The sequence below is a fragment of the Oceanobacillus jeddahensis genome (assembly GCF_000750635.1).
Classification (GTDB): Bacteria; Bacillota; Bacilli; order Bacillales; family Amphibacillaceae; genus Oceanobacillus; species Oceanobacillus jeddahense.
Window position 1 is genome coordinate 142,783 of sequence record NZ_CCDM010000001.1, and the last position, 24,279, is coordinate 167,061.

21 protein-coding genes are annotated in these 24,279 nt (G+C 37.8%); 19 read left to right on the forward strand and 2 right to left on the reverse strand.

Features of this window, described 5'->3' with window-relative positions; all coding sequences use genetic code 11:
* Positions 1-332: 332 nt before the first annotated feature.
* The 15 genes from BN986_RS00720 (at position 333) to BN986_RS00790 (ending at position 17,955) form a co-directional block, all read left to right on the forward strand.
* Positions 333-860: a DUF2812 domain-containing protein gene (locus BN986_RS00720; protein ID WP_040977748.1), complete on the forward strand. Its 528-nt coding sequence runs from the start codon at positions 333-335 to the stop codon at positions 858-860.
* Positions 861-1,231: 371 nt separating this feature from the next.
* Positions 1,232-2,431, forward strand: a complete 1,200-nt coding sequence (locus BN986_RS00725; RefSeq protein ID WP_040977749.1) for a quaternary amine ABC transporter ATP-binding protein — start codon at positions 1,232-1,234, stop codon at positions 2,429-2,431.
* The gene (locus tag BN986_RS00730; RefSeq protein ID WP_040977750.1) at positions 2,424-3,269 is read left to right on the forward strand and encodes an ABC transporter permease; all 846 of its coding nucleotides are present in this window, start codon (positions 2,424-2,426) and stop codon (positions 3,267-3,269) included. Before BN986_RS00725 ends, BN986_RS00730 begins: the two co-directional genes overlap by 8 nt.
* Positions 3,270-3,377: 108 nt before the next feature.
* On the forward strand, positions 3,378-4,286 hold the full coding sequence (locus tag BN986_RS00735; RefSeq protein WP_040977751.1) for a glycine betaine ABC transporter substrate-binding protein: 909 nt from the start codon (positions 3,378-3,380) through the stop codon (positions 4,284-4,286).
* Positions 4,287-4,510: 224 nt separating this feature from the next.
* Positions 4,511-5,800, forward strand: a complete 1,290-nt coding sequence (locus BN986_RS00740) for a TcaA 3rd/4th domain-containing protein (RefSeq protein ID WP_040977752.1) — start codon at positions 4,511-4,513, stop codon at positions 5,798-5,800.
* Between the two features lie 228 nt (positions 5,801-6,028).
* Positions 6,029-6,895, forward strand: coding sequence for a glycine betaine ABC transporter substrate-binding protein (locus BN986_RS00745; protein WP_040977753.1), 867 nt, complete (start codon positions 6,029-6,031; stop codon positions 6,893-6,895).
* A gap of 142 nt (positions 6,896-7,037) precedes the next feature.
* Positions 7,038-7,592 (forward strand): TetR/AcrR family transcriptional regulator, encoded by a 555-nt coding sequence (locus BN986_RS00750; RefSeq protein WP_040977754.1) that lies wholly within the window; start codon positions 7,038-7,040, stop codon positions 7,590-7,592.
* 64 nt (positions 7,593-7,656) lie between these two features.
* The gene (locus BN986_RS00755; protein ID WP_040977755.1) at positions 7,657-8,793 is read left to right on the forward strand and encodes an MFS transporter; all 1,137 of its coding nucleotides are present in this window, start codon (positions 7,657-7,659) and stop codon (positions 8,791-8,793) included.
* Between the two features lie 293 nt (positions 8,794-9,086).
* Positions 9,087-10,376 (forward strand): adenylosuccinate synthase, encoded by a 1,290-nt coding sequence (locus BN986_RS00760; protein ID WP_040977756.1) that lies wholly within the window; start codon positions 9,087-9,089, stop codon positions 10,374-10,376.
* 504 nt (positions 10,377-10,880) lie between these two features.
* Positions 10,881-11,585 carry a response regulator YycF gene (yycF, locus tag BN986_RS00765; RefSeq protein WP_040977757.1) on the forward strand — a complete coding sequence of 235 codons (705 nt, stop codon included), beginning with the start codon at positions 10,881-10,883 and terminating at the stop codon, positions 11,583-11,585.
* A gap of 6 nt (positions 11,586-11,591) precedes the next feature.
* A complete protein-coding gene (gene walK, locus BN986_RS00770; RefSeq protein ID WP_040977758.1) occupies positions 11,592-13,421 on the forward strand; it encodes a cell wall metabolism sensor histidine kinase WalK in 1,830 nt (609 codons plus the stop codon).
* Positions 13,418-14,722, forward strand: coding sequence for a YycH family regulatory protein (locus BN986_RS00775; protein WP_040977759.1), 1,305 nt, complete (start codon positions 13,418-13,420; stop codon positions 14,720-14,722). The genes walK and BN986_RS00775 overlap by 4 nt, the downstream gene beginning before the upstream one ends.
* 2 nt (positions 14,723-14,724) lie before the next feature.
* Positions 14,725-15,654 carry a two-component system regulatory protein YycI gene (locus BN986_RS00780; protein ID WP_040977760.1) on the forward strand — a complete coding sequence of 310 codons (930 nt, stop codon included), beginning with the start codon at positions 14,725-14,727 and terminating at the stop codon, positions 15,652-15,654.
* Positions 15,651-16,454: an MBL fold metallo-hydrolase gene (locus BN986_RS00785; RefSeq protein WP_040977761.1), complete on the forward strand. Its 804-nt coding sequence runs from the start codon at positions 15,651-15,653 to the stop codon at positions 16,452-16,454. Before BN986_RS00780 ends, BN986_RS00785 begins: the two co-directional genes overlap by 4 nt.
* Positions 16,455-16,731: 277 nt before the next feature.
* On the forward strand, positions 16,732-17,955 hold the full coding sequence (locus tag BN986_RS00790; protein ID WP_040977762.1) for a S1C family serine protease: 1,224 nt from the start codon (positions 16,732-16,734) through the stop codon (positions 17,953-17,955).
* 263 nt (positions 17,956-18,218) lie between these two features.
* Here the strand turns inward: BN986_RS00790 and BN986_RS00800 are convergent, their stop codons facing one another.
* A complete protein-coding gene (locus tag BN986_RS00800; protein ID WP_040977764.1) occupies positions 18,219-18,590 on the reverse strand; it encodes a DoxX family protein in 372 nt (123 codons plus the stop codon).
* A gap of 161 nt (positions 18,591-18,751) precedes the next feature.
* On the opposite strand from BN986_RS00800, the gene BN986_RS00805 reads away from it, so the two are divergent.
* Complete coding sequence (locus tag BN986_RS00805) at positions 18,752-20,467, forward strand: ABC transporter ATP-binding protein (RefSeq protein WP_040977765.1); 1,716 nt, start codon at positions 18,752-18,754, stop codon at positions 20,465-20,467.
* A 171-nt stretch (positions 20,468-20,638) separates the two neighbouring features.
* Positions 20,639-20,959, forward strand: coding sequence for a DUF3889 domain-containing protein (locus BN986_RS00810; RefSeq protein ID WP_052400558.1), 321 nt, complete (start codon positions 20,639-20,641; stop codon positions 20,957-20,959).
* Positions 20,960-20,967: 8 nt separating this feature from the next.
* Here BN986_RS00810 and BN986_RS00815 read toward each other — a convergent pair whose 3' ends face one another.
* Positions 20,968-21,510 carry a GNAT family N-acetyltransferase gene (locus BN986_RS00815; protein ID WP_040977766.1) on the reverse strand — a complete coding sequence of 181 codons (543 nt, stop codon included), beginning with the start codon at positions 21,508-21,510 and terminating at the stop codon, positions 20,968-20,970.
* 154 nt (positions 21,511-21,664) lie between these two features.
* On the opposite strand from BN986_RS00815, the gene BN986_RS00820 reads away from it, so the two are divergent.
* Together BN986_RS00820 and BN986_RS00825 are read left to right on the forward strand one after the other, a co-directional pair.
* Complete coding sequence (locus tag BN986_RS00820) at positions 21,665-22,834, forward strand: TraB/GumN family protein (RefSeq protein WP_040977767.1); 1,170 nt, start codon at positions 21,665-21,667, stop codon at positions 22,832-22,834.
* A gap of 136 nt (positions 22,835-22,970) precedes the next feature.
* Positions 22,971-24,191, forward strand: coding sequence for a hemolysin family protein (locus BN986_RS00825; RefSeq protein ID WP_040977768.1), 1,221 nt, complete (start codon positions 22,971-22,973; stop codon positions 24,189-24,191).
* Positions 24,192-24,279 lie beyond the last annotated feature (88 nt).

Consider the following 24,279-nt stretch of genomic DNA (forward strand, 5'->3'; position numbering starts at 1 on the left):
ATCGTGTTATAGGTCAGTCTTGATTATATCATGAAAAGGGTTGAAGAAATATAATTCATTTTAAAATCCTTAGAAAATGCATGGTTTTTAAAACTATCAAAAAACGGAAATCGTTGCCATAAAAGGATTTACACAATTGGGTAAAAAAGGGAATGGTTTAAATTCGTAAAAATAGACCAAATAAGAAAATTGTCATTAATTAAAAAATGAAAGTGCTGTCTAAAGACAAAATCAATTTTGTGTCGTATTCAAGATTATTAAGAAGGATTGCAGAAAATCTTGTATAATGATAATAATTAATTAGTTATGTCATTAAGAAGAGGTGAAAATCCATGAAAAAGAAATTTATTTGGAACCCTGCTAGATTTTTCTTTCATTATATAGGAACAGAAAAATTGGAAGCTCTTGCAAAAGAAGGCTGGGGCGTAGAAAAATTACGATTGGGCGGCCTTCTTATTCAATTAAAAGAAGATCAACCAAAAGACGTACAATATCATCTTGAATTTCAACCTATTCAAAATATAGAGGAAGATACACTACAAACGGGGGAAGGCTGGGAGCTTGTAGATGCAGTAGATTATGTACAAATTTTTCAAGGTTCTCCGGAAGCTTTACCGATGGAAGCGCAGTATGAGGGACTATTGGAGCAGCTGAATCAGGAAGGGCGTTCACTCGGAAAATATACGATCATTTCAAGTTTGTTTTTAATTCTTTTCTTTTTCTTACATATAAAAGCAGGTTGGGCTGTAGTACAAATGATTCTGCTTGGTGGAATGTTAATGCTGGCCATAACGTTTATTTTGATGTTGGCTTTGTATATTTTAAATAAGTACCGGCAGTATAATTTAAAAAACCTGTAATATTATAAATGTAATTGCAAAAAAATAGTAATTATTCAGAAATAAACTCCCCCATTTGTAAAATAAATGAAGTATCTTAAAGGATAAAGGAGAAAAAGGCAGATAAGCTCGGTTATATTAGAGAGAAGGTATATATTGCTTGAAACTCTTAGAATACCGCATGATAAGCGATTTGAGCTTTATTCAGAACTTAACTATAATGAATATTGTTGCCTAGAAACAGGTAAATACATCTATTTAGGTGCCATAAAATAAATGAGTCTATTGTGGGTTCATTTATTTTTCTTTTTAGCATAAATGGTTCAAGAGTACCAAAGGTTTTTTGAATTTAGATGTTTTACAAAACAATATAATTATAGAGAGGTGATTACATGGCAGTAGTTGAAGCAAAAGACCTGTCTAAAATCTTTGGTAAAAATATCAACCAATCTATCAAAATGTTAGATGAAGGTATGTCTAAAGAAGAGATATTGAAAAAAACAGGGAATACTGTCGGAGTAAATCGTGCCAGCTTTTCAGTTGAAGAAGGAGAAACATTTGTTATTATGGGTCTTTCTGGAAGTGGGAAATCTACTTTAGTTCGTTTAATCAATCGATTAATTGAGCCAAGTGAAGGATCCATTCTTATTGATGGAAAAGAGCTGGCAACATTAGATAAAAAAACATTAAGACAAGTTCGGCGTGAAAAATTAGGAATGGTATTCCAGCAGTTTGCACTTTTTCCGCACCGTACCATTTTACAAAATGCGGCGTTTGGATTAGAAATACAAGGTGTTGATAAATCGGAACGGGAAAAGAAGGCCGAAGAATCATTAGAACTTGTTGGTTTAGGTAGCTATATGCAGCAGAAACCTGGTCAATTGTCTGGTGGAATGCAGCAGCGTGTAGGACTTGCTCGTGCGCTAGCTAATGATCCTAAAGTATTATTGATGGATGAAGCTTTCTCTGCACTTGATCCGCTTATCCGCAAAGAAATGCAGGATGAGCTGATGGATCTGCAGGCTTCTATGAAAAAAACGATCATTTTTATTACACATGATCTTGATGAAGCACTTCGTATAGGTGATCGGATTGCATTAATGAAAGATGGAGCTATTGTACAAATCGGAACTCCAGAAGAAATTCTGATGAACCCTGCAAATGATTATGTAGAGAAATTCGTTGAAGATGTGGACCGCTCAAAGATACTAACAGCAAGCCATATTATGAAGCGGCCTGAAACCATTAATATAGCGAAGCATGGGCCTCGAGCTGCGTTAGAAAGAATGCGCAAGGAAGGTATTTCCAGCATCTTGGTTGTTGATGAAAGCCGTCGTCTGCAAGGTTATGTGACAGCAGATGATGCTTCAGATGCACGTAAAAAAGAAATATCAGATATCAAAGAAATCATGCAAACGGATATTTTAAGAGTATCCCCAGATACACCAATGCAAGAAATTTTCTCTATGATTTATGACACGCCTGTACCAATTGCGGTAGTGGAAGATAGCGGACGTTTAAATGGAATTATTGTTCGCGGTGCTGTGTTAGCCGCACTTGCAAATGATGGTGAGGTGAACTTAGATGCTTGATTTTATCGATCAAATACCGTTAGCAGAATGGACTGAAACTGCGACAGATTGGATTCAAGATAGCTTTGCATTTCTTTTCGAACCAATCAAAGATCATCTTGGTAACTTTATGGATTTTGTATCTTCAAATGTTTTAACGGGGATTCCGCCCATTTTATTTATCCTAATTGTTGCCGTGATTGCATTCTTTGTTTCTGGTAAGAAGTTAGGATTAGCCGTATTTTCTATCGTTGGTCTATGGTTTGTTTATAACCAAGGATTATGGGATTTGCTCATGTCTACAGTGACATTGGTTATTTTAGCAAGTATATTATCGGTCATTGTTGGTGTCCCAGTGGGAATATTGATGGCTAAAAGTAAAATTGCCAATTCTATTTTCACACCAATCTTGGACTTTATGCAGACCATGCCGGCATTCGTTTATTTAATCCCGGCAGTAGCGTTCTTCGGAATCGGGATGGTTCCAGGTGTATTCGCATCCCTTATTTTTGCGACACCGCCGACTGTCCGTTTTACAAACTTAGGAATTCGTCAGGTTTCAAATGATTTAATTGAAGCATCGGATTCATTCGGTGCAACAGGATCACAGAAGTTATTTAAAGTAGAATTGCCTATGGCCAAAGGAACGATTATGGCCGGTATTAACCAAACGGTAATGTTAGCATTATCCATGGTTGTTATCGCTTCTATGATTGGTGCACCAGGACTCGGAAGTGAAGTACTTTCTTCTCTCCAACGCGCATCTGTTGGTACCGGATTTGTTGCTGGTGTTGGAATTGTTATTTTGGCAATTATTATCGATCGAATTACCCAAAATATGAACAAAGCGAAAGAATAAACTTGTGTGACAATCTTTTCATGGATGAGAGAGGATATTCCCTCTCATCCATGAAAAGTGTCAATAGATAAGAGAAAAATAAATTTTTAGAAAAGGGGAGTTTTATTTATGTCTAAATGGAGTCTTAAGCGTGCTGGACTTATCGGTTCATTAGCACTTGGACTAGTTGTTGCTGGTTGTGGAAGTGATGATAGTAATGGTGAAAACGGAGATGGTGATTCTGATTCTGCGGAAGGCGGTGTAGATGGAGAAATCGAATTAGCTTACGTCGAATGGGATACAGAGGTAGCATCTACAAACGTTGTTGGAAAAGTATTGGAAGATTTAGGTTACGATGTTACAGTGACTGCACTGGATAATGCATTTATGTGGGAAGCAGTTGCTAACGGGGAAGCAGACGGAATGGTGGCTGCTTGGTTACCAGGAACACATGCTGAACAATATGAAGCTTATGGTGATCAGGTAGAACAGCTTGGCCCAAACTTAGAAGGAGCAGCAATTGGTCTTGTTGTGCCTGAATACATGGACGTTGATTCAATTGAAGATCTTACAGATGAAGCTGGTCAAACCATTACAGGCATTGAAGCGGGTGCTGGTGTTGTAAACGCGGCAGAAAATGCTGTGGAAGAGTATGATAATCTGGAAGACTGGGATGTACAAACTTCTTCCAGTGGTGCAATGGCAACAGAATTAGGTGGTGCTATTGACAGTGAAGATGAGATTGTTGTTACTGGCTGGTCTCCGCACTGGAAATTCCAAGCTTATGACCTGAAATATCTTGAAGACCCAGATGGTGTATTTGGTGAAGCAGAAACAATTGAAACCATGGTTCGCGAAGGTCTAGAAGAAGATGCTCCAGAAGCATATCAAGTATTAGATAACTTCTATTGGGAGACAGATGATATGGAAGAAGTAATGCTGGCTATTAATGAAGGTGCTTCTCCTGAAGATGCAGCAGCTGATTGGGTAGAAGCTAACCAGGATAAAGTAGATGAGTGGACAGAAGGTATTGAATAATTATTCATTATCTAGTCTTAAAGAGCTATTCCGGTAATCATATCGGGATAGCTCTTTTCTTTATCTGATGACAAAATAACTAATTTTCTAAAAAGGCTAATTAATTTAATGGATGCTGTTAACAACAAAGGGATAATATGCTAAGTTAAATAATAATTAAATTATAAAGAGGATAGAAGCTTGATTTAACTTTGTATGAAAAAACAATATAAAGGAGAAAAGAGATGCAAAAATTTCATTTTAACAAAACATATGCATTATTCTTATTTATTTTAACAGCACTTTTTTTAAGCGCATGCTCCAACAGCTCGGAAAAGGCAGCACAAGACTTTAAGGAAACCGTAGACGACAGAGATCCGGAAGGTTTACTGGAGTTAGTAACAGTGGATGAGGGTACATATTGGACAGAGCAGCAAGCGCAGCAGGTTATCGAAACTTTTCATGATGATAGCGGTAAATATCAGGAGCAGCTTCGATTGCTTGAACAACAAGTAAATGCGTTAGATGAAGATACGATGCTATCAAATGAAGAAGGTTTATTCTATTTTGATGATGAAGGTGAATTAAAAGTACGGAACTATGAGGTTACCGTAACGAATGAAACATCCGACCTTGAACCAGATCAAATAACCATAACAGTAGATGAAGGAGACGCACTGGAAGTAGAAAACTTGGATGATACGCTTGGTTTGTTTGGCCCTGGTGAGTACACGTTTGTAGCTGAAGGAGAATTCCCTTATGCGACGGTGAATAGTGAAGGGTCATTTTCGTTATTGAGTTCTGACTCTTTTAACCAATCGATTAATCTAGATTTACAAGGGAGCTTTGTTTACATCACCTCTTCGGTAGATAATACAAAACTTCTCGTTAATGGTGAAGAAGCAGATACGGAGATAACAGCAGATGAGTATGGATATATGGATGGAGTGGAGTTTGGTCCGGTTAGTGATGGAAATACACTACAAGGAGTTGTAGAGTTCCCTTGGGAGGAAGCGCAAAGTGAAGAGTTAACGATTGGTAGTGAAGAAGAGTATGATATAACGCCGGGGATATTAACAAGTGAAGAGGACCGGGAAGAGATGACAGAGCTTCTCAACAACTATTTCGAAAGCAGGATGGCAGCTTTAGTTGAATTAGAAATAGATGAGTTGACAGAGGACGTATCTGAAGAACTACGGGAGTCTCTGAATGATGATATTAAAAGCGACATTAATTCAGAGAGCTCACATGATGGAGAAGTATTTGGAACAAGAATTGATTTTGGGTCTCCATCTTATGAACTTGGCTCGGGAGGCCGTCACTATGTGACTTTGCCAGTAGAAGTTCATCGGGAATATGGAAAAAATTATAAGTATGGAGGAGATGATGACCCGAAAGAAGAATATGTAGATAGGTCCATGACTTTGGAGTATCTGGAAGAAGAAGATAAGTGGATTATTTCGGAGGAAAATTCGAGCGGATTTGGTTCTAACGAGCCAATGACCGGTGATGATATTGTAGAAACAGAATTATAAATTGAAACTTCCCTCAGTGGGAGTTTGACGGGCGGTTCTCAATGATAAAGGAGAATTTCCCTTTTTGGAAGGCTTTCAACTAATTGGTTGGGAGTCTTTTTTATGGCGATAGAATGCAGGATATAACTTGAATTGACGACATCATGAAGCAGCTGATACACTAAAATAGAAAGGTCGTTCTATATAAAAATGTTTTAATCAAAGAGAAGGAGTAGGAGAGTTTTCATTATGTCAAAAAAGAAATTTAATCGTGCCGGCCTTATTGGTTCATTGGTATTTGGATTAGTAGTTGCTGGTTGTGGAAGTGACGCTAGCGGTGAAAAAGGAGATCTTGAAATAGTTTATGTAGAGCGGGATTCAGAGGTAGCCTCTACATACGTTATTGGTCAAGTACTTGAAGAAGCTGGGTATGATGTCACGTTAACGGGGATTGATAATGCTTTAATGTGGGAAGCAATAGCGAACGGTGAAGCAGATGGAATGGTATCTGCATGGTTGCCATTAACAATGAAAGCGCAATATGAAGCATATGCTGATCAAGTTGTGGAACTTGGTCCTAACTTAGAAGGAGCAAAACTTGGTTTGGTTGTTCCGGAATATATGGAAGTCAATTCTATTGAAGACCTTTCTAAAGAAGCTGATCAAAACATTATAGGTATTGATCCTGGTGCCGGTGTGATGGATGCGGCTGCAAATGCTGTAGAAGAATATGATAACTTAGAAGGATGGACCGTACAGACCTCTTCTTCTGGTGCGATGGCAACAGAATTAAGAAGAGCTTATGAAGAAGAAGACGAAATTATTGTCACTGGCTGGACTCCACACTGGAAATTCCAAGAATATGACCTGAAATATCTAGATGATCCGGGCGGGGTATTTGGTGAAGCGGAAACAATAGAAACCATTGTGCGTAAAGATTTGGAAGAAGATGCTCCAGAAGCATATCAAATATTAGATAACTTTTACTGGGAACCCGAAGATATAGAAGAAGTGATGTTAGCTATGAATGAAGGTGCTTTTCCAGAGGATGCGGCAGCTGACTGGATTGAAGCTAATCAAGATAAAGTAGCTGAATGGACAGAAGGTATTGAATAATAAACCTATTAATCTTAGAAAGCTATTCCAATAAGGATGGCTGGGGAGGCTTTTTGGACTATAAAATTAATTGACGTTTTAATTAAGTTACTGATACACTCAAATTAGAAAGGTCGTTCTTCACACAAAAGGAAGTGAAACAATGAGTCGTTCGACAAAAAAAGAAGCATTACTTCGTGTTGCTGAAACGTTATTTTATGAATATGGATTTCGCGGTGTAGGACTGAAGCAAATTATTAAGGAAGCAAATGTCGCCACAATGACGCTTTACAATCATTTCCCTTCCAAAGATAATTTAGTTGAAGAAGTATTGAAACAACGGGAAGCGCGTTATTGGTCTTATTTAGATTCTTATGTAGAAAAAGATTCAGAGTCTCCATTTATTCTTGCTGTGGAAGCGCATGGTTTATGGTTAAAAGAACAATCTTACCAAGGAGATTTATTTTTAAGAGCAATAGAGGATTATGCAGGAACAGATAATGAGATTGAAAACATTGCACGAAGCCATAAAGCAAAACTGCTCAAGTACTTTCAGGATCTTGCTAAACGAAAAGGGAAAGAGAATAAACAGGATTTAGCGAATCAATTTACATTGTTGTTAGAAGGCGCAACTTCTATGACAACATTAATTGGAGCAGAGAAAGCAACAGAATATTCTATTGCGATGGCGAGGACATTAGTCCAACATTCATCGTAATTTTTTTATCTCTAAATTAGAAAGGTCGTTCTATATAACATTATAAAGTGAGGAGGAATATTGGATGAAGTTTTCAAAATTAGTGTTGCCTGGAATTACAATGATTGCTGTTACATACGGTCTGGCAAGGTTTAGTTTTGGTCTGCTTTTACCGGCAATCAATGAATCATTGGAGATGAGAGATTCGACTTCAGGAGTTGTTTCTTCTTTATTTTACGTTGCCTACTGTGTAACAATTGTTGTCTCAACCGTCATTACCACACAAGAAGGGCCAAGAAGAATGATTATTTTAGCCGGATTATCCGCCTTTTTGGGTTTATTGCTGATGGCGATTGCTCCTAATGTATGGCTGTTAGGGTTAGGGGTTCTTCTTGCTGGAGGAAGTACAGGTCTAGCGTCCCCGCCTTATGGTGCAGCTGTATCCATCTGGATGAAAACAGAAAAACAAGGAAAAGCAAATACATGGATTAATTCAGGAACCGGTTTTGGTATTGCTCTTTCTGGGTTAGGAGCTATTTTATTAATGCCACATTGGAGACTTACCTATGGTATTTACGCAGCATTGGCATTATTTATTCTTCTATGGAATTACAAAGCAATTCCAGAAATGAATACGGGTTTTGGAGCAAAATTAGTGCTTAAGAAAGGAAACTTCTCGTTGCAGGGAGTAAAAAGAGCGAATCGATTGATGATAGCTTCTCTTGTACTTGGCTTTTCCACAGCGGCTTTTTGGACATTTTCGAGGACTTTTATCGGAACAGCAGGTGATTATAATGAATGGCAACTGTCAGGATTTTGGGTTATAATCGGCCTTTTTGGCGTTTTGGGAGGTTTTTCAGGCTCTTTAATTGAAAAAAGCGGGCTGCCATTAGCTTATAAAGGAGGCAGTCTTGCAATTGCTTTTGCATCGATACTTCTTGCTTTAGCACCAGAAAATTTCTCGATAGCTTATATATCAGCGGGGTTATTTGGCTGTGCATATATTTTTTTAACTGGCGTTCTACTCGTTTGGGGGATTCGTGTCTTTATTAAGAATGCGTCATTAGGAATTGGTGTGCCTTTCTTGCTATTAGCGGTTGGACAAGTGATCGGCTCATCATTTGCCGGTGTATTTATTGAATCATGGGGTTATTCCTTTACGTTTATGCTGTATGGTCTAGGCGGCATAGCAGCTGCTTTCATAGGACTAGAAAAAGGATAAAACAGCATTACTGCAATATAGACGTTAAAATCCGAACATTCCTTTATTTTTATGCTTTTTAATTCGTCTTTCTTTAATAGAAATCAATAAAATAAGGTGAATTAAGCGAATGATAAAGTCAAAAAGAAAAAATAATGTTCGTGTTTTACATTGACGTCTCTTTTTTTTACTGATAAAATACTAAAAGGTGAGTAAAAAGCAAATGATAATAAGAGATTGTTCTGTTATGGATGAATAAAAAATTCATGCAGGACAAGAATCTTCATATATAAAATCAATCTTGGAGGTGCACCATGTCCTCAGTAGTAGTTGTAGGTACGCAATGGGGAGATGAAGGGAAAGGTAAAATTACTGATTTCCTATCTCAAAATGCAGAAGTAGTTGCTCGTTATCAAGGCGGAAATAACGCTGGTCATACGATTAAATTTGATGATGTAACATACAAGTTACACTTAATCCCATCTGGAATTTTCTTTAACGAAAAGACATGTGTTCTTGGAAATGGAATGGTTATCGATCCCAAAGCATTTGTAGAAGAAATTGCTTATTTACATGAGCGTAATGTTTCTACAGAAAATCTCCGTATCAGCAATCGTGCGCATGTGATTCTTCCATATCACTTGAAATTGGATATTCTTCAAGAGGAAGAAAAAGGCGAGAATAAAATTGGTACGACGAAAAAAGGTATTGGTCCTGCTTATATGGATAAAGCGGCACGTGTCGGCATCCGTGTTGCAGATTTAATGGATAAAGAAGTATTCCATGGAAAATTGGTACAAAACTTAAAAGAAAAGAATCGTTTATTTGAAAAAGTATATGAGTCTGATCCAATTTTAGTAGAGAATATTCTCGATGAATATTTTGAGTATGGACAGCAAATGGCTCCTTATGTGGTAGATACATCCGTTGTTTTAAACGATGCGATTGATGAAGGAAAACGTGTCCTCTTTGAAGGTGCACAAGGAGTTATGCTTGATATTGACCAGGGTACGTATCCATTTGTAACGTCTTCTAACCCGATTGCTGGTGGAGTTACCATTGGCTCTGGTGTAGGTCCTTCCAAAATCAATCATGTAGTAGGTGTATCAAAAGCATATACAACACGTGTTGGTGATGGTCCTTTCCCAACAGAATTACATGATGAAATTGGGAACCAAATTCGTGAAGTTGGTCGTGAATATGGAACAACCACAGGACGTCCGCGCCGTGTAGGCTGGTTTGACAGTGTTGTTGTCCGTCATGCACGCCGTGTGAGCGGAATTACGGATTTATCGCTAAACTCGATTGATGTTCTGACTGGCATTGAAACATTGAAAATCTGTGTTGCTTATCGCTACAAAGGGGAAGTTATTAAAGAATTCCCGGCAAGCTTAAAAGCATTAGCAGAATGTGAACCGGTATATGAAGAAATGCCGGGCTGGACAGAGGATATTACAGGAGTGAAGACATTGGATGAACTTCCAGCCAATGCACGTCACTACTTAGAGCGAATTTCTCAGCTAACAGAAATTCCATTATCTATTTTTTCTGTGGGTCCAGATCGTTCTCAAACAAATGTCGTAAGAAGTGTGTATCGTCCATAATAGATAGTAAATAGATGATTGAAAAGAGGCTGTCTCGTTACAGTCTCTTTTTGCTTTATATAAAGTTACGCTCTATTTGTGAAATAATTTTTAAATGTTTAATTTGTTTTATCCAAAAAAGATTATCTTAAAGAACAGAGTGAATGGTTATAGAGTATATGTAGAGCACTTGTAAAGTACATGTCAGGTACATGTAAAATAGTTGTAGAGTAGTTAGTAATTGTAGAGTATATGTAAAGTACATGTACTCTACAATAATTAAACATTTCGTCAACAAGACATAATTGCAATTTTACGTTAAAATAGAATGAGTAAGTCTATGATTCAGGAGCTTTGTCGTAATTAATGTTACTCTAAAAATGTCACTGTATTTGTGAATTAAACAGAGTGAAGGGCTTTATAATAAAGAGGAATAAACCTTGAATTTACATTAAACAGATTAAAATAAACAAAATGACTACAAACAAAAAACAAATATTTAACTAAAAAAAGGATGTGCAATCAATGAGTCAAAAAATATTAGTTGTTGATGATGAACAACCAATTGCTGATATATTACAATTTAATTTAGAAAAAGAAGGTTATCAGGTAGTTGTAGCCAACGATGGAGATACAGCGATTGAACTCGCTGAATCAGAGCGTCCTAATTTAATCTTATTAGATATTATGCTCCCGGGAAAAGACGGGAATGAAGTATTGCGTGAGATACGTAAGACACAAAGCGTCCCTGTTATTATGCTGACTGCAAAAGACGCCGAAATTGATAAAGTACTCGGATTAGAGCTAGGTGCTGATGATTATGTAACGAAGCCATTTAGTAATCGTGAATTAATTGCACGTGTAAAAGCGAATCTACGTCGTGAGAATGTTCCAGCAGATGAACCCGCAAAAACAACTAAGGATATCGTAATTGGCGATTTAGTCGTTCATCCAGATGCTTATGTCGTTTCCCGTAAAGGAGAAGAGATTGAATTAACGCATCGTGAATTTGAGTTGTTACATTATTTAGCACGTCATATTGGACAAGTCATGACACGTGAACACTTGTTAGAAACGGTATGGGGTTATGATTATTTTGGAGATGTGCGTACAGTCGATGTAACTGTTCGACGCCTCCGTGAGAAGATTGAAGAAAATCCAAGTAACCCATTATGGATTGTGACAAGAAGAGGTGTCGGATATTATTTGCGTAATCCTGAACAGGAGTAAGGCATTATGAATAAAGTTGGTTTTTTCAGGTCGATCCAGTTAAAATTTATTATTATTTACATTTTATTATTAATTTTAGCTGTGCAAGTCATTGGGTCTTTTTTTACAGACCGGTTAGAAGAAGATTTATCGGAAACGTTTAAAGCTTCTGTTAACGAACGTGTGGAGATGCTGAGCTATAATTTGGAACAGGCTTTTGCAAGAGAACGTTCGGAAGAAGAACCGAATTTAGAACAGGAAATTCAAGCAATTATTGATGATGTAAATACAGAAAATTTGGCGACCACCATTCATGTTTATGATGGTCAGAGCCGAATTTTAGGGACAAATCAGATTGATGGACAGTCAGAAGTCGGAAGAAAATCTACGGATATTGATGTAAAGAATACCATACTTTTCGATCAGCCCCGGAAAAATACGTACTTTGACCGGCAAACAGACAGTAGAGTGTATGTACATGTGGAACCATTAATCGGAAATGAAGGGCTTGCAGTTGGAGCGATCCAGTTTAAAGCCTCTTTGGAAGAAGTGTATGATCAGATTGAAGAGATTAATAATATCTTTTTGCAAGGTTCTATTTTAGCAATTAGTATCTCTGCAATACTTGGTATTCTTGTTGCGCGTACAATTACAAAACCAATCAAAGAAATGCGCGAACAAGCGCTGATTATGTCTAATGGAGACTTTACCCAAAAGCTGGATGTTTACGGACAGGATGAGATAGGTCAGCTGGCGGAGACGTTTAATGATTTGAATAGCAGGCTGAAGCATTCCTACGCTACGATTGAAGAAGAGCGAAGGAAGTTGAGCTCAGTTCTTTCCTATATGAGTGATGGTGTTATTGCGACAGATCAGACGGGATCAGTAACATTGATGAATGATGCTGCGGCAAGAATGATTGGGGCGAATCCAGATGATGTAATTGGTGATGATCTCATTGATGTTTTAAATCTGGAAGAAAAAATTGTCGATATTAGTAAGCTTCCAGACAGTGGTTCGATGATTATTGATTTTAGTGATGAAGAAACACCGTTTATCATTCGTGCAAACTTCTCGACCGTCGTAGATGAAGAAGAAGAAATGACTGGCTTTATTACCGTAATTAGTGATGTTACGGAACAGGAGAAAATCGAACAGGAACGGCGAGATTTTGTATCGAATGTATCCCATGAACTCCGTACACCGCTGACGACCATGAAAAGCTACTTAGAAGCATTGTCAGATGGAGCCTGGGAAAACAAAGAAATTGCACCACGCTTTTTAGAGGTCACGCAGAAGGAAACAGATCGTATGATTCGAATGGTAAACGACCTGTTGCAGTTATCTAAAATGGATTCGGATGAACTACCAATGCATAAGGAAAGAACTGAGTTTGTGAGTTATGTGCATCAGGTTCTCGACCGATACGAAATGAATTTACCAGAAACGATTAGATTAGAGCGTAATATACCAAAAGGAAAATCACACGTATGGATGGATAGAGATAAAATAACGCAGGTGTTTGATAATATAATCACCAATGCTTTCAAATACTCACCAGAAGGCGGGAAAGTACGTGTGAATCTCGATGTAAGACGGCATATGACAATTGTTAGTATTCAAGATGAAGGAATGGGTATTCCATACGATAAGCTCGAAAAGATATTTGATCGTTTCTACCGTGCAGATCGTGCCAGAACAAGAAAGTTTGGTGGAACAGGACTTGGTTTAGCAATTACGAAAGAACTTGTAGAAGCTCATCATGGAAAGATCTGGGCGCAGAGTAAGGAAGGGCGCGGAACGACAATTCTATTTACCTTGCCACTCATGGGATCGAAGCGGGGGAAAGGCAAATGAAATTAGAAACTGCAAAATCATTATTACTGATTATTTTAATAGGAACGAGTTTAATTCTCACCTTTGGAATGTGGAACTATCGAGCGGAATATGAGCCATTAAGCGATGTGGAATCCATTGATGAAGCTGATTTAGGTGGCGAGCCAAGTGAAGTAAGTGATGTCCTAAAACCAACAGACGTTGTTTTTAAAATGAATGGACAATTTTTTGCGTATAAAGACCCTGCGGATAGTATGGAGTTTTTTGAGGATATCCAGCAATGGGAATTGACGAATATCCAAAATAGCGATTTAGAAGAAGATAGGGAGCCTGGCGCGGAAGTAGAAATTATTTTTCCAACAGAGGTTCCATTATCATTATTTGACAATATTTTAAATGTGGAAAATACGTTGACGGGTAACACAAATTTTTATGTCGATCGGTTTTATATTGTTTTACAGGAGGATGAGGAGACATTAAATGTTCGTTTTGTTTCCAATGATGAGGAGCAAATGGTTGAAGCTGATATCCAATCCATGTCCGACTATGATAACTTATTAACCATATTTGGCGAGCTCACAGAGGAAGAATATGAAGAGAGGCAGCTGCTGACGGAGACGGATAGGAATATTTATATCCCAAGTGGGAAGAAAACATTGACATCTTATACGTATACTTTTGATACAATCCCTGCTGTCAATGTTAGAAATATTATGTTCCCTAATCCTAATTTAGTGAATATATCCGAATCAGCTCCTGGATCGATTATGTATCGGACGGATAATAGACAATTAAATATTTCTGGTTATGGGATGAAATTTATTGATGTAGCAGAGAGAAATAATGACCCGACAGATAACAGCATTTTGCAGCAAAGCTTAAATAATATAAATGGCCATGCGGGCTTTACCGATGATTATCGTTTAGAGGGCTTTACCGATGATAGTATTGCTTTCCGTCTATTCCATTTCCATTATCCCGTGATAAATAATTCGTACATGGATTTATCAATCATTTATCAGGAATGGCAGAATGATCAATTAAGTGTGTATAACCGCTCCTTAATCTCACTAGAAACAGTTGTTAATACCTCTTCAATAGAATTAAGGGATAGCAATGAAATCATGGATAGTATTCAACAAAATGAGAATGAAGCAGATATTCAGGATGTGAAGATTGCGTATCGTTTAACTATAGAGTCAGACGATAACGGTGACTATGTATTACTAGAGCCGAATTGGTATCAGCGAATAAATAATAGCTGGTCAATTGTGCCAGAACCAAATACAGATACGCAACAAACTATAGAAGGGGGAAGTTGAGAATGCAATGGTCACATATTAAAACACTATTTATTCTCAGTTTCCTCGTCTTAAATGTTTATTTGTTATTTCAATTTATTGGAAAACAGCAGGAAATGAATATTCCGGAGCTGGAGGTTACAGATATGAACCTGGAGGAGGAGCTGGAACAGGAGAATATCACTATTTCTGCAGACACTGATTTTGAAGTGCCAGAACTGAGTTATATTTCATCCTCACAAAAAGAATTTTCCCAATCGGAAGTCAGCGATTTAAATGATATAGACGAAATAGATGCGGTAAGAAGTATGGATAATCAATTATTAACGGTAGAATTCGATTCTCCGTTAGAGATTCCGGAAGATTTGGAGCGGGGTGCACTGTCTGAGTTGGTTAGCCCTTATGTTCCAAACGCCTTTGAATTCAGTTTCGGTACATGGAATCATGATTTAAATATTATCGTCTTCTTTCAAGAAAAAGAAAATTATCCGATTTATTTAAATCAGCATGCCATGCTCACCTTTTATGTTAATGACGATAGAGAGATCACACATTATACGCAAACCATGATCGGTGACACGAGTACACAAGGCAGTACCAGCTTAAACACACCGAAGATTGCTATCCGTTCTTTGCTTCACAATCGTTATTTAAATGCTGAAGAAGATGTGACAGATGTTACCTATGGTTATTATTCAAGAATTGAGGATGAAGGGACGCAAGTATTTGCCCCGACCTATAAAATAACTGTAGATGAAGAAAAGGATTATTATGTCAATGCTGCAGAATCCTTTACGTATCCAGGAGATTATACGGAATACCTTGCAACAATGTTAGAAGATAACTATTTAAAAAAGCTTTATTCAATGGCAGATGAGGATGAGGAAATAACAGATAATCTTATTTCCATCATTGAAGAGAAGATTGAGCCTTTTAGGAGTGAGCCAGAATGACTTTACGTTTTAGTGTGCTTGCATCAGGGAGCACAGGCAATGCATTTTATATAGAAACCGAGCAGCAGCGCCTGTTAGTAGACGCTGGATTAAGTGGAAAAAAGATGGACGGGTTTTTTCAGGAGATTAATATTGATCCATCACGACTGGACGGAATTCTTGTAACACATGAGCATAGTGATCACATTAAAGGTCTTGGGATCTTTGCACGTAAGCACCAACTACCTATTTATGCAAATGAAAAAACTTGGCAGGCAATGGATCATTCTTTAGGCAAATTAACTTTAGATCAAAAATTTCAATTTGATATGGGATCTGTCCGAAGCTTTGGCGATATCGAAGTCGAATCCTTTGGTGTATCTCATGATGCCGCAGAGCCAATGTTTTACACATTTCGCAATAACGGCCAGAAAGTAGCACTTGTTACTGATTTAGGCTACGTATCCGAACGTATTAAAAAGACCGTTGAGGACGCGGATGCTTATATATTTGAAGCGAATCATGATGTGGAGATGCTGCGGATGGGGCGTTATCCATGGAATGTGAAACGACGTATCCTGGGAGACTCCGGACACGTTTCCAATGAAGATTGCGGTCTAGCCTTAACAGATATTATTACGAACCGTACAAAGCGGATTTACTTAGCCCATCTGAGTTTGGATAATAATATGAAGGACTTGGCACGTATGTCTGTTAACCAGATTTTGACGGAGCGTGGAATAGAGGTAGAATTGCACGACACGGACCCAGCAGTGCCAACTCCATTATATGACGTTGGCGCTATAACAGAGCGTGTATAAAAAAGCAGAAAAAAATAGAGTGAAGATACAGAGGCTTGTATTCGGGATAAAAATTTCATTTATGCATAAACTGAAATTAATCGCACCCAATCAGGCCTCTGTTTTATAGGGTATAAGAAATGGTTAAAGGATACTCTGTTTTCTAAGCGATAATAAAGGACAAATGATGATAACGGTTCCTATAAAGCGATGTTAACAAATAAATTACCATATTGCGTTTATTAATAAATGCGTTTCGGGAATACTTAGGTAGATAAACCGATAAGGAGAAGGATATATGGAATATAATGATCAGCCGAACCAGCCGCAGCCAGAACCCAAACCGGATAAGGAGAACAAAAGAAAATGGCTTGTTCCATTATTATCAGGTATTATTATTGGTGGAATACTCGTGTTGCTTATTAATCCCGATTTTCTTCACAGGGAGAATGCGGAGCAAATAAGTCCTGCAGCAGAAGATGAAACCAATGAAAATACTAGTGATAGTGGAGGATTAGAGGATCAGCCGCTGCAGGTAGATGTTTCCACGCAGTTGACAGATATTATCGAACAAGTAACTCCTGCTGTCGTAGGTATTACCAATATCCAGCAAAATGTCTCGTGGGGAGCTGGTGCTGACGGTATTGAAGCCGGCACAGGATCAGGCGTTATTTATAAAGTAGAAGACGATGAAACATATATCGTAACGAACCATCATGTTATTGAAAATGCTGATGCCGTGGAAGTAATTATGCATGATGAGACACATTTAGAAGCAGAACTTATTGGAAGTGATTTATTTACCGATTTAGCAGTACTTAAAATGGAGAGCAGGAATGAAGATAAAGCGATAGAAATAGGGACCTCTGAGAGCCTGAAGGTAGGAGAACCCGCTATCGCTATCGGAAACCCATTAGGCGCATACTTATCGAGCACGGTTACCCAAGGTGTTATTAGCGGCATGGAGCGAACGATTCCAATGGACTTTAATTTTGATGGGCAGCCGGATTGGCAGGCTGAAGTTATTCAGACAGATGCAGCGATTAATCCAGGAAATAGTGGCGGTGCATTGATTAATTTATATGGGCAATTAATCGGGATTAATTCCATGAAAATTAATGAAGAGGCAGTAGAAGGAATCGGTTTTGCGATCCCAATTGATAGTGCTATCCCGGTTATTCAAGAGCTGGAGGAAAATGGAGAAGTCGTCCGTCCGTATTTAGGCGTGGAAATTTATTCGATTGAGGAACTTCCACAATACGAGTGGAGAAATACATTACAGCTTCCTGTAGAAGTAGAAGGAGGCGTATATGTATGGAGCGTGGAAAACTTATCCCCAGCTGATAAAGCAGGAATGGAGCAGTATGATGTTATTGTAGCGTTGGATGGAGTTCCTGTGCACAACACGATCGATTTACGAAAAATCCTTTATGAAGATAAAGAAGTGGGGGATTCGGTAACAGTTGACTATTACAGGGACGGCGAATTAAACCAGGCAGAAATAGAGCTGGAAGTTCAATAACAGCAAAAAGGAGTGGATGAGGAAAAACATCCGCTCTTTTTTTAATCAGCATTATTATCCACAGAAATAAAGAATTATGCACAAACAGTGGATAAAAAAAGAAGATATTTCTATATTTGGTGTGGAAAATATGTTCTTACACAATATAACTGCGAACGTTTGTGCATATGTGGATATAATTGTGGATAAGTTGTGTTTATCCATATACTATAAACAGAAATTTAGAATTACACAGATGTTGTCCACAACTGGGTGTGAGAAAGTTAAGTGAAGGCTTCTTTATCCTTCCGCTGCGTCCAGAGAAAAAGAAGTAGTATAAGTAACGTAAGGTCTAATCGTGATGCAAAGAGAAATGCGAATACGCCATCCTCTGATAGAAGAGGAAGTTTAGTGAAAAATAATGCCCCAAGTAAAATAAAAATAAGAGGAATAAGACATATGTGGATAAATATCCTGCCGATTAATAACATCCCTGCCATGACTTCAAAAAGTGCAACAAAAAAATAAACATAGTTAGATAAAGGAACGCCCATCTGTTCAAAACTGCTGACCATTGAAAGATCCACAAATTTCATTAGTCCGGAAACAAGAAATACACATCCTACTACATAGCAAATAAGCTTCGTTGGTTTCACGTGAAACACCCTCCTTTTCTAAATGATATGCAGAGAGCAGGACAAACTTTCCCAAGAATATTAAGTGAAGTATATTGTTTTCATACAAAATTAAATATATAATTCATTAGTATGCACATCATAGCTTTTATAATAGAAAATAAAAGAAAGGGAGGATAAGCATGCTGCGTCAATTTTTTTCATACTATAAACCGCATAAGCGGTTATTTATTATAGATTTTTCAGCTGCAGTGATTGTGGCGCTGATGGAATTAGCCTTTCCGGTAGCAGTTCAGTGGTTTATTGACCAATTGCTTCCTGGTCAGGACTGGAACGCGATTGTTGTTGTGTCGGTTTTACTGCTGATTGTGTATATCATAAGTACTTATTTGCAATATGTTGTTTCCTATTTAGGGCATAAGCTGGGAATTAATATCGAAACAGATATGCGACGTGATTTATTTTATCAGGTACAGAGACAATCTTTTCATTTCTTTGATAATACGAAAACAGGTCATATTATGAGCCGTATTACTAATGATTTATTCGATTTAGGAGAACTCGCTCACCATGGACCTGAAGATTTCTTTATTTCAATTATGACATTTTTAGGTGCTTTCTTTATTATGTTCACCATTAATCCGGTTTTAGCTCTTATTGTTCTTATTACAGTACCTATCCTGATTTTCCTGATTACATTTGGAAATATTCGTATGAATAAGGCTTGGAGGAGGATGTATGCAAATATTGCAGGAGTCAATGCAAGGATAGAAGACGCTGTCTCTGGTGTACGTGTGGTACAATCCTTTACCAATGAAGAGTTCGAGAAACAGCGTTTTCAGGAGAATAATGAAAAGTTTCGCCTTGTAAAGGTCGGAGCATATAAAGTAATGGGGATTGTCCATTCGAATATTTTCCTGCTGATGCGTTTAATGACGCTGCTTGTCCTTGTGGTAGGTGCCTGGTTCACTTATACAGATCGCCTCAGTTACGGGGAATTAGTCAGCTTTATTCTATTTGTTAACGTGTTGACCACACCAATTAATAAAATTACAGCACTTTTAGAACTGTATCCAAAAGGAATGGCAGGCTTCAAACGTTTTTCAGATATGATGGCAGTAAATCCAGATGTAGAGGATAGACCAGATGCTGTAGCAGTCAGCGAATTAAAAGGGGATATCCGTTTTAATCAGGTGAGCTTCAGTTATGATAAAACGAAAAAACCGGTTCTGAATGATATTAGCTTTCAAATTAAACATGGAGAAACGGTTGCTTTTGTCGGGCCATCTGGTGCAGGGAAAACAACGATTTCTGCATTAATTCCAAGATTTTATGATGTAATCGATGGAGCGATCACCATTGACGGTATGGATATCCGGGATATGACGAAGGAATCTTTGCGTAGTCAAATCGGTGTCGTGCAACAGGATGTATTTCTATTTACAGGAACGTTGCGGGAGAATATTGCGTATGGAAACCTGGAAGCAACAGATGAGGAAATTGAACTTGCTGCTAAACGCGCACATATGGAAGACTTTATTAAGGAGCTGCCAGAAGGTTATGAAACACAGGTTGGAGAAAGAGGCTTGAAACTATCAGGAGGTCAAAAGCAGCGCATTGCAATTGCACGGATGTTCTTGAAAAATCCGCCAATTCTTATTTTAGATGAAGCAACTTCTGCCCTTGATACTGAGACCGAAATGATTATTCAAAAAGCATTGAACGATCTTGCAGCCAACCGTACGACGATTGTAATTGCACATCGTCTCGCTACGATTAAAGAAGCCGATCGCATTATGGTAGTAACGAAAAATGGAATTGAAGAAGAAGGAACGCATGAAGAACTGTTGCAGAAAAAAGGGATCTTTGCCCATTTACATGGCGTACAAATGAAATAGTAGAACAGGCTGTGCTAAGTGCAGCCTGTTTTCTTCTATGCTACCAAAGGGCAAGCAATTCAATCGTTTTTAAAGCTCTACCTTCATTTCCCGGGAAATAAGCGTACACCAATCTATTTAGTATAAAAACATAAAAACAACAAAAGCTAAGGCTAAATAGGAGGTGGCAACATGAACCGGATGTATCGAATTTTTATCATTGCTGGTATTATTATCATTCCTTTACTGATTGGGACCTGGGTGAATGCAGAGGAACCCGAATATGCTGAGTGGGGACAAGTCGCCATGAAAGAAGTGAAAGCTAAATATCCACAAGAAAAAATTGTAGATTATTTGCATGTAGGTAGACAAACAGAAGGCGAAGAAACTGTCGAAACATTTAAGTTATGGCTGGTCGGCAAGGAAAAGGAGTTTGGTGTTATTATTGATATTTATTTTAAAACCGAAACAAAAGACATTGTTGATATAAGAATGAGGGAAACAAAGAAATAAATTATCCTTTAATGTTTCCATTCCCTTGCTAAAAGTCCATACACAACTAAATCCTCATAATGGTCGTAGAGCCATTCTCCTTGCCTAATAATGCCTTCTTTCTGGAATCCGAGCTTTTCAGGAATGGCTCTACTTTTTTTGTTGTAAGTTGCAGCACGAATTTCAACACGATTTAACCGTAACGTATAAAACGCGTAATCAATTAATACTTGGACAGCGGATGTCATAATCCCTTTCTTTTGATACTTTGGATCTAACCAGTAACCGATAGATGTACTGCCATTTTGCCAATCAATAAAATTATAATTGATGCAGCCAATTAGCTTCCGATTCTCAAAAATTCCAAGATTTAATGACTGTCTACGCTCAGCACTTTGAAGGCATAAATCAATAAAAGCTAAACAATCGGAGGGCTGCCTTGTGGCCTCAATCCATGGAAGAAATTCACGAAGATCTTCTCTGCAGCTTTCTACAGCCATAAACATTGCCTTTGCATCATCCATTTGTAACTGCCGTAAAATGAGATGATCATTTAATTTATAGTGAAACATAGGTAATCCCCCATATTCATATTTCCTTTATTATCATCTTCCTATATCATACGTTATTTACGCGTAGATGTTTAATTATTCGGTGAAAATGTATTACAATAGATTATACAAGTTTTTAACAAGAACTCCGTGTTGGAAGGAAGAAGGATGGTAAATGAATGAGGAAAACATTACAAGGCTCCACTTGAATGGAAAAGAATATATACTAATTGGAACAGCTCATGTTTCCAAAAATAGTGCCGAACAGGTCAAGGAAGTTATTGAAAAAGAACAGCCTGATGCTGTATGTATTGAGTTAGATGAACAACGTTTTCAATCGGTAAAGGATAATAATAAATGGAAAAATACAGATATCTTTCAAGTCATCCGTGATAAAAAAGCAGTAATGCTCTTAATGAACTTGGCGGTTTCTTCCTTTCAAAAGCGGATGGCTAAGCAATTTGGTATCCGTCCAGGAGAAGAAATGATACAGGGAATCGAGTCTGCCGAAGAAACAGGGGCAGAACTTGTGCTAGCTGACCGGGATATTCAAATTACCTTCGCTCGAATTTGGGGAAATATGGGTTTTAAAGGGAAGTCTATGCTGCTCATGCAAGTATTTGGAAGTATTTTCAGCAGAGAGGAAATTTCGGAAGAAGAATTAGAAAAAATGAAGCAGCAGGATACGATTAATGCGATGTTGCAAGAGTTTACAGCGCATTTTCCCGATTTAAAGAAACCATTAATTGACGAACGGGACCAATATTTATCGCAAAAGATCAAAGATGCACCAGGTGATAAGGTTGTCGCTATACTTGGCGCAGCGCATGTACCAGGTATTACAAAGGAAATTGAAAAAGAGCAGGATTTATCCCAATTAACAACACGTCCAAAAAAATCAAAATGGCCAAAAGTGGTTGGATGGATGATACCTATTTTAATCATTGGGATCATTGCCTACACATTTATGACAAATCCATCGGCAGGCTGGCAGCAAACGATAAGCTGGATGCTCTGGAATGGGTCTCTTTCAGCACTTGGAGCTTTTGTTGCCTTCGCACATCCATTAACTGCGTTGACGGCATTTATTGTAGCACCATTTACATCGCTGAATCCATTGCTTGCAGCAGGTTGGTTTGCAGGATTTGTACAAGCGTATATTAAGCGGCCAAATGTAGGAGATTTTGATTCATTAGCAGATGATGTACATTCTGTAAAAGGATTTTGGAATAATAAAGTAACACGTATATTGCTTGTGATTGTGTTTGCTAATATAGGCAGCTCTTTAGGAACGTTGATTGGCGGGGCGGATGTTATCCGTGTGTTTATCCAGAATTTATTATAAATAAATGTTTTTAAACGGCTTTTAACGTCTATATTGTTTAGAAAAGATAGTTTTTAAATGAAGGGAGCTATTCTTTTCTGTTCTACATAGTAATGAAGCATACCAAATTAAAATGTCATTTAGGAGGAATTTACTCGTGATCATTGCGATCATTTTTTTGCTATTTGTATCACTTTTCTTTTCAGGAAGTGAAACAGCTTTAACAGCTACCAATAAGGTAAGATTGCAAGCAAGAGCAAATGATGGAGATAAAAAATCAGAAAAACTGCTTCAGCTTGTTTCTAAGCCAAGTGAATTTATAACAGCTATTTTAATCGGAAATAATGTGGCAAATATTTTGCTTCCTACCCTTGTTACGATGTTGGCGATAGACTATGGAGTAAATGTCGGTGTTGCCTCAGCAATGCTTACGATTACAATTATTATATTTTCTGAAGTTATCCCAAAATCTATCGCAGCCAGCTTTCCAGACCGGATTGCAGCTTTGGTATTCCCAATTATTCGGGCTGTTGTATGGATTTTAAAACCAATTACCTTTTTGTTAAATGGATTAACAGGCATGATTACGAAAGCACTCTCAAAAGGAGAAGTGCAGGCAGAGTCTGTTTCCAAGGAAGAACTGCGGGCAATTGTAGATATTGCCGACTCAGAGGGAGCTTTCCAAAAAGAAGAGTCTTCCCGGATCCGTGGTGTATTTGATTTTTATCATTTGAATGTAAAGGATGTGCTCAAAACACCACGCGTTGAAATTGCGGGAATAGAGCATGAAGCAAGTTATGAAGAGGTTAAAGAACTGGTTCTCTCCAGTCCCTTTACGAGATACCCTATTTACGGAGAGGATGTCGATGATATTACCGGTATTTTTCATTCTAAATACTTAATTTCCTGGAGCGACAATAAAGAAAAAGCACTTGTGGATTATAGTGATATGGAGCCGCTCCGTGTCTATGAATTTAATAATATTGAATGGGTATTTCATAAAATGCTGGAAAAAAAGAAGCATATGGCTATTGTATTAGATGAATATGGCGGCACCGAGGGAATTGTTACACAGGAAGATATTATTGAAGTGATGATTGGACAGGAAATAGAAGATGAAACGGATGTAGAAGAGGATGCACTTATCGAAAAGCAGACAGATACTGAAATTATTTGTGATGGAAAGATAACGCTGCATCAGCTGAATAATACGTTTGATACAGATATCCCAGAGGAAGATGATGTGCTCGCAGCATATATTCTGAGAAACTTTACTACCTTTCCTGTGGAAGGTGACACCATGGAAAAGGAAAATTTAACATTCCACATTTTAGAAATAGATGGCCGATACATTAAGCGGGTTCAAATTATTAAATAGATAGTAGAAAAGAGATGAAGGCTTCTTTGGTTTGTGGCATGATAAAAAGTGCAAGAAATACTTTCGGTTTAAAGGAACCTCGACTATG

What these genes read in the sequence shown, in the direction of transcription:
- BN986_RS00720 (WP_040977748.1), top strand. Translation starts at nt 333, where the DNA reads ATGAAAAAGAAATTTATTTGGAACCCTGCTAGATTTTTCTTTCATTAT.
- BN986_RS00725 (WP_040977749.1), top strand. Translation starts at nt 1,232, where the DNA reads ATGGCAGTAGTTGAAGCAAAAGACCTGTCTAAAATCTTTGGTAAAAAT.
- BN986_RS00730 (WP_040977750.1), top strand. Translation starts at nt 2,424, where the DNA reads ATGCTTGATTTTATCGATCAAATACCGTTAGCAGAATGGACTGAAACT.
- BN986_RS00735 (WP_040977751.1), top strand. Translation starts at nt 3,378, where the DNA reads ATGTCTAAATGGAGTCTTAAGCGTGCTGGACTTATCGGTTCATTAGCA.
- BN986_RS00740 (WP_040977752.1), top strand. Translation starts at nt 4,511, where the DNA reads ATGCAAAAATTTCATTTTAACAAAACATATGCATTATTCTTATTTATT.
- BN986_RS00745 (WP_040977753.1), top strand. Translation starts at nt 6,029, where the DNA reads ATGTCAAAAAAGAAATTTAATCGTGCCGGCCTTATTGGTTCATTGGTA.
- BN986_RS00750 (WP_040977754.1), top strand. Translation starts at nt 7,038, where the DNA reads ATGAGTCGTTCGACAAAAAAAGAAGCATTACTTCGTGTTGCTGAAACG.
- BN986_RS00755 (WP_040977755.1), top strand. Translation starts at nt 7,657, where the DNA reads ATGAAGTTTTCAAAATTAGTGTTGCCTGGAATTACAATGATTGCTGTT.
- BN986_RS00760 (WP_040977756.1), top strand. Translation starts at nt 9,087, where the DNA reads ATGTCCTCAGTAGTAGTTGTAGGTACGCAATGGGGAGATGAAGGGAAA.
- yycF (WP_040977757.1), top strand. Translation starts at nt 10,881, where the DNA reads ATGAGTCAAAAAATATTAGTTGTTGATGATGAACAACCAATTGCTGAT.
- walK (WP_040977758.1), top strand. Translation starts at nt 11,592, where the DNA reads ATGAATAAAGTTGGTTTTTTCAGGTCGATCCAGTTAAAATTTATTATT.
- BN986_RS00775 (WP_040977759.1), top strand. Translation starts at nt 13,418, where the DNA reads ATGAAATTAGAAACTGCAAAATCATTATTACTGATTATTTTAATAGGA.
- BN986_RS00780 (WP_040977760.1), top strand. Translation starts at nt 14,725, where the DNA reads ATGCAATGGTCACATATTAAAACACTATTTATTCTCAGTTTCCTCGTC.
- BN986_RS00785 (WP_040977761.1), top strand. Translation starts at nt 15,651, where the DNA reads ATGACTTTACGTTTTAGTGTGCTTGCATCAGGGAGCACAGGCAATGCA.
- BN986_RS00790 (WP_040977762.1), top strand. Translation starts at nt 16,732, where the DNA reads ATGGAATATAATGATCAGCCGAACCAGCCGCAGCCAGAACCCAAACCG.
- BN986_RS00805 (WP_040977765.1), top strand. Translation starts at nt 18,752, where the DNA reads ATGCTGCGTCAATTTTTTTCATACTATAAACCGCATAAGCGGTTATTT.
- BN986_RS00810 (WP_052400558.1), top strand. Translation starts at nt 20,639, where the DNA reads ATGAACCGGATGTATCGAATTTTTATCATTGCTGGTATTATTATCATT.
- BN986_RS00815 (WP_040977766.1), bottom strand. Translation starts at nt 21,510, where the DNA reads ATGTTTCACTATAAATTAAATGATCATCTCATTTTACGGCAGTTACAA.
- BN986_RS00820 (WP_040977767.1), top strand. Translation starts at nt 21,665, where the DNA reads ATGAATGAGGAAAACATTACAAGGCTCCACTTGAATGGAAAAGAATAT.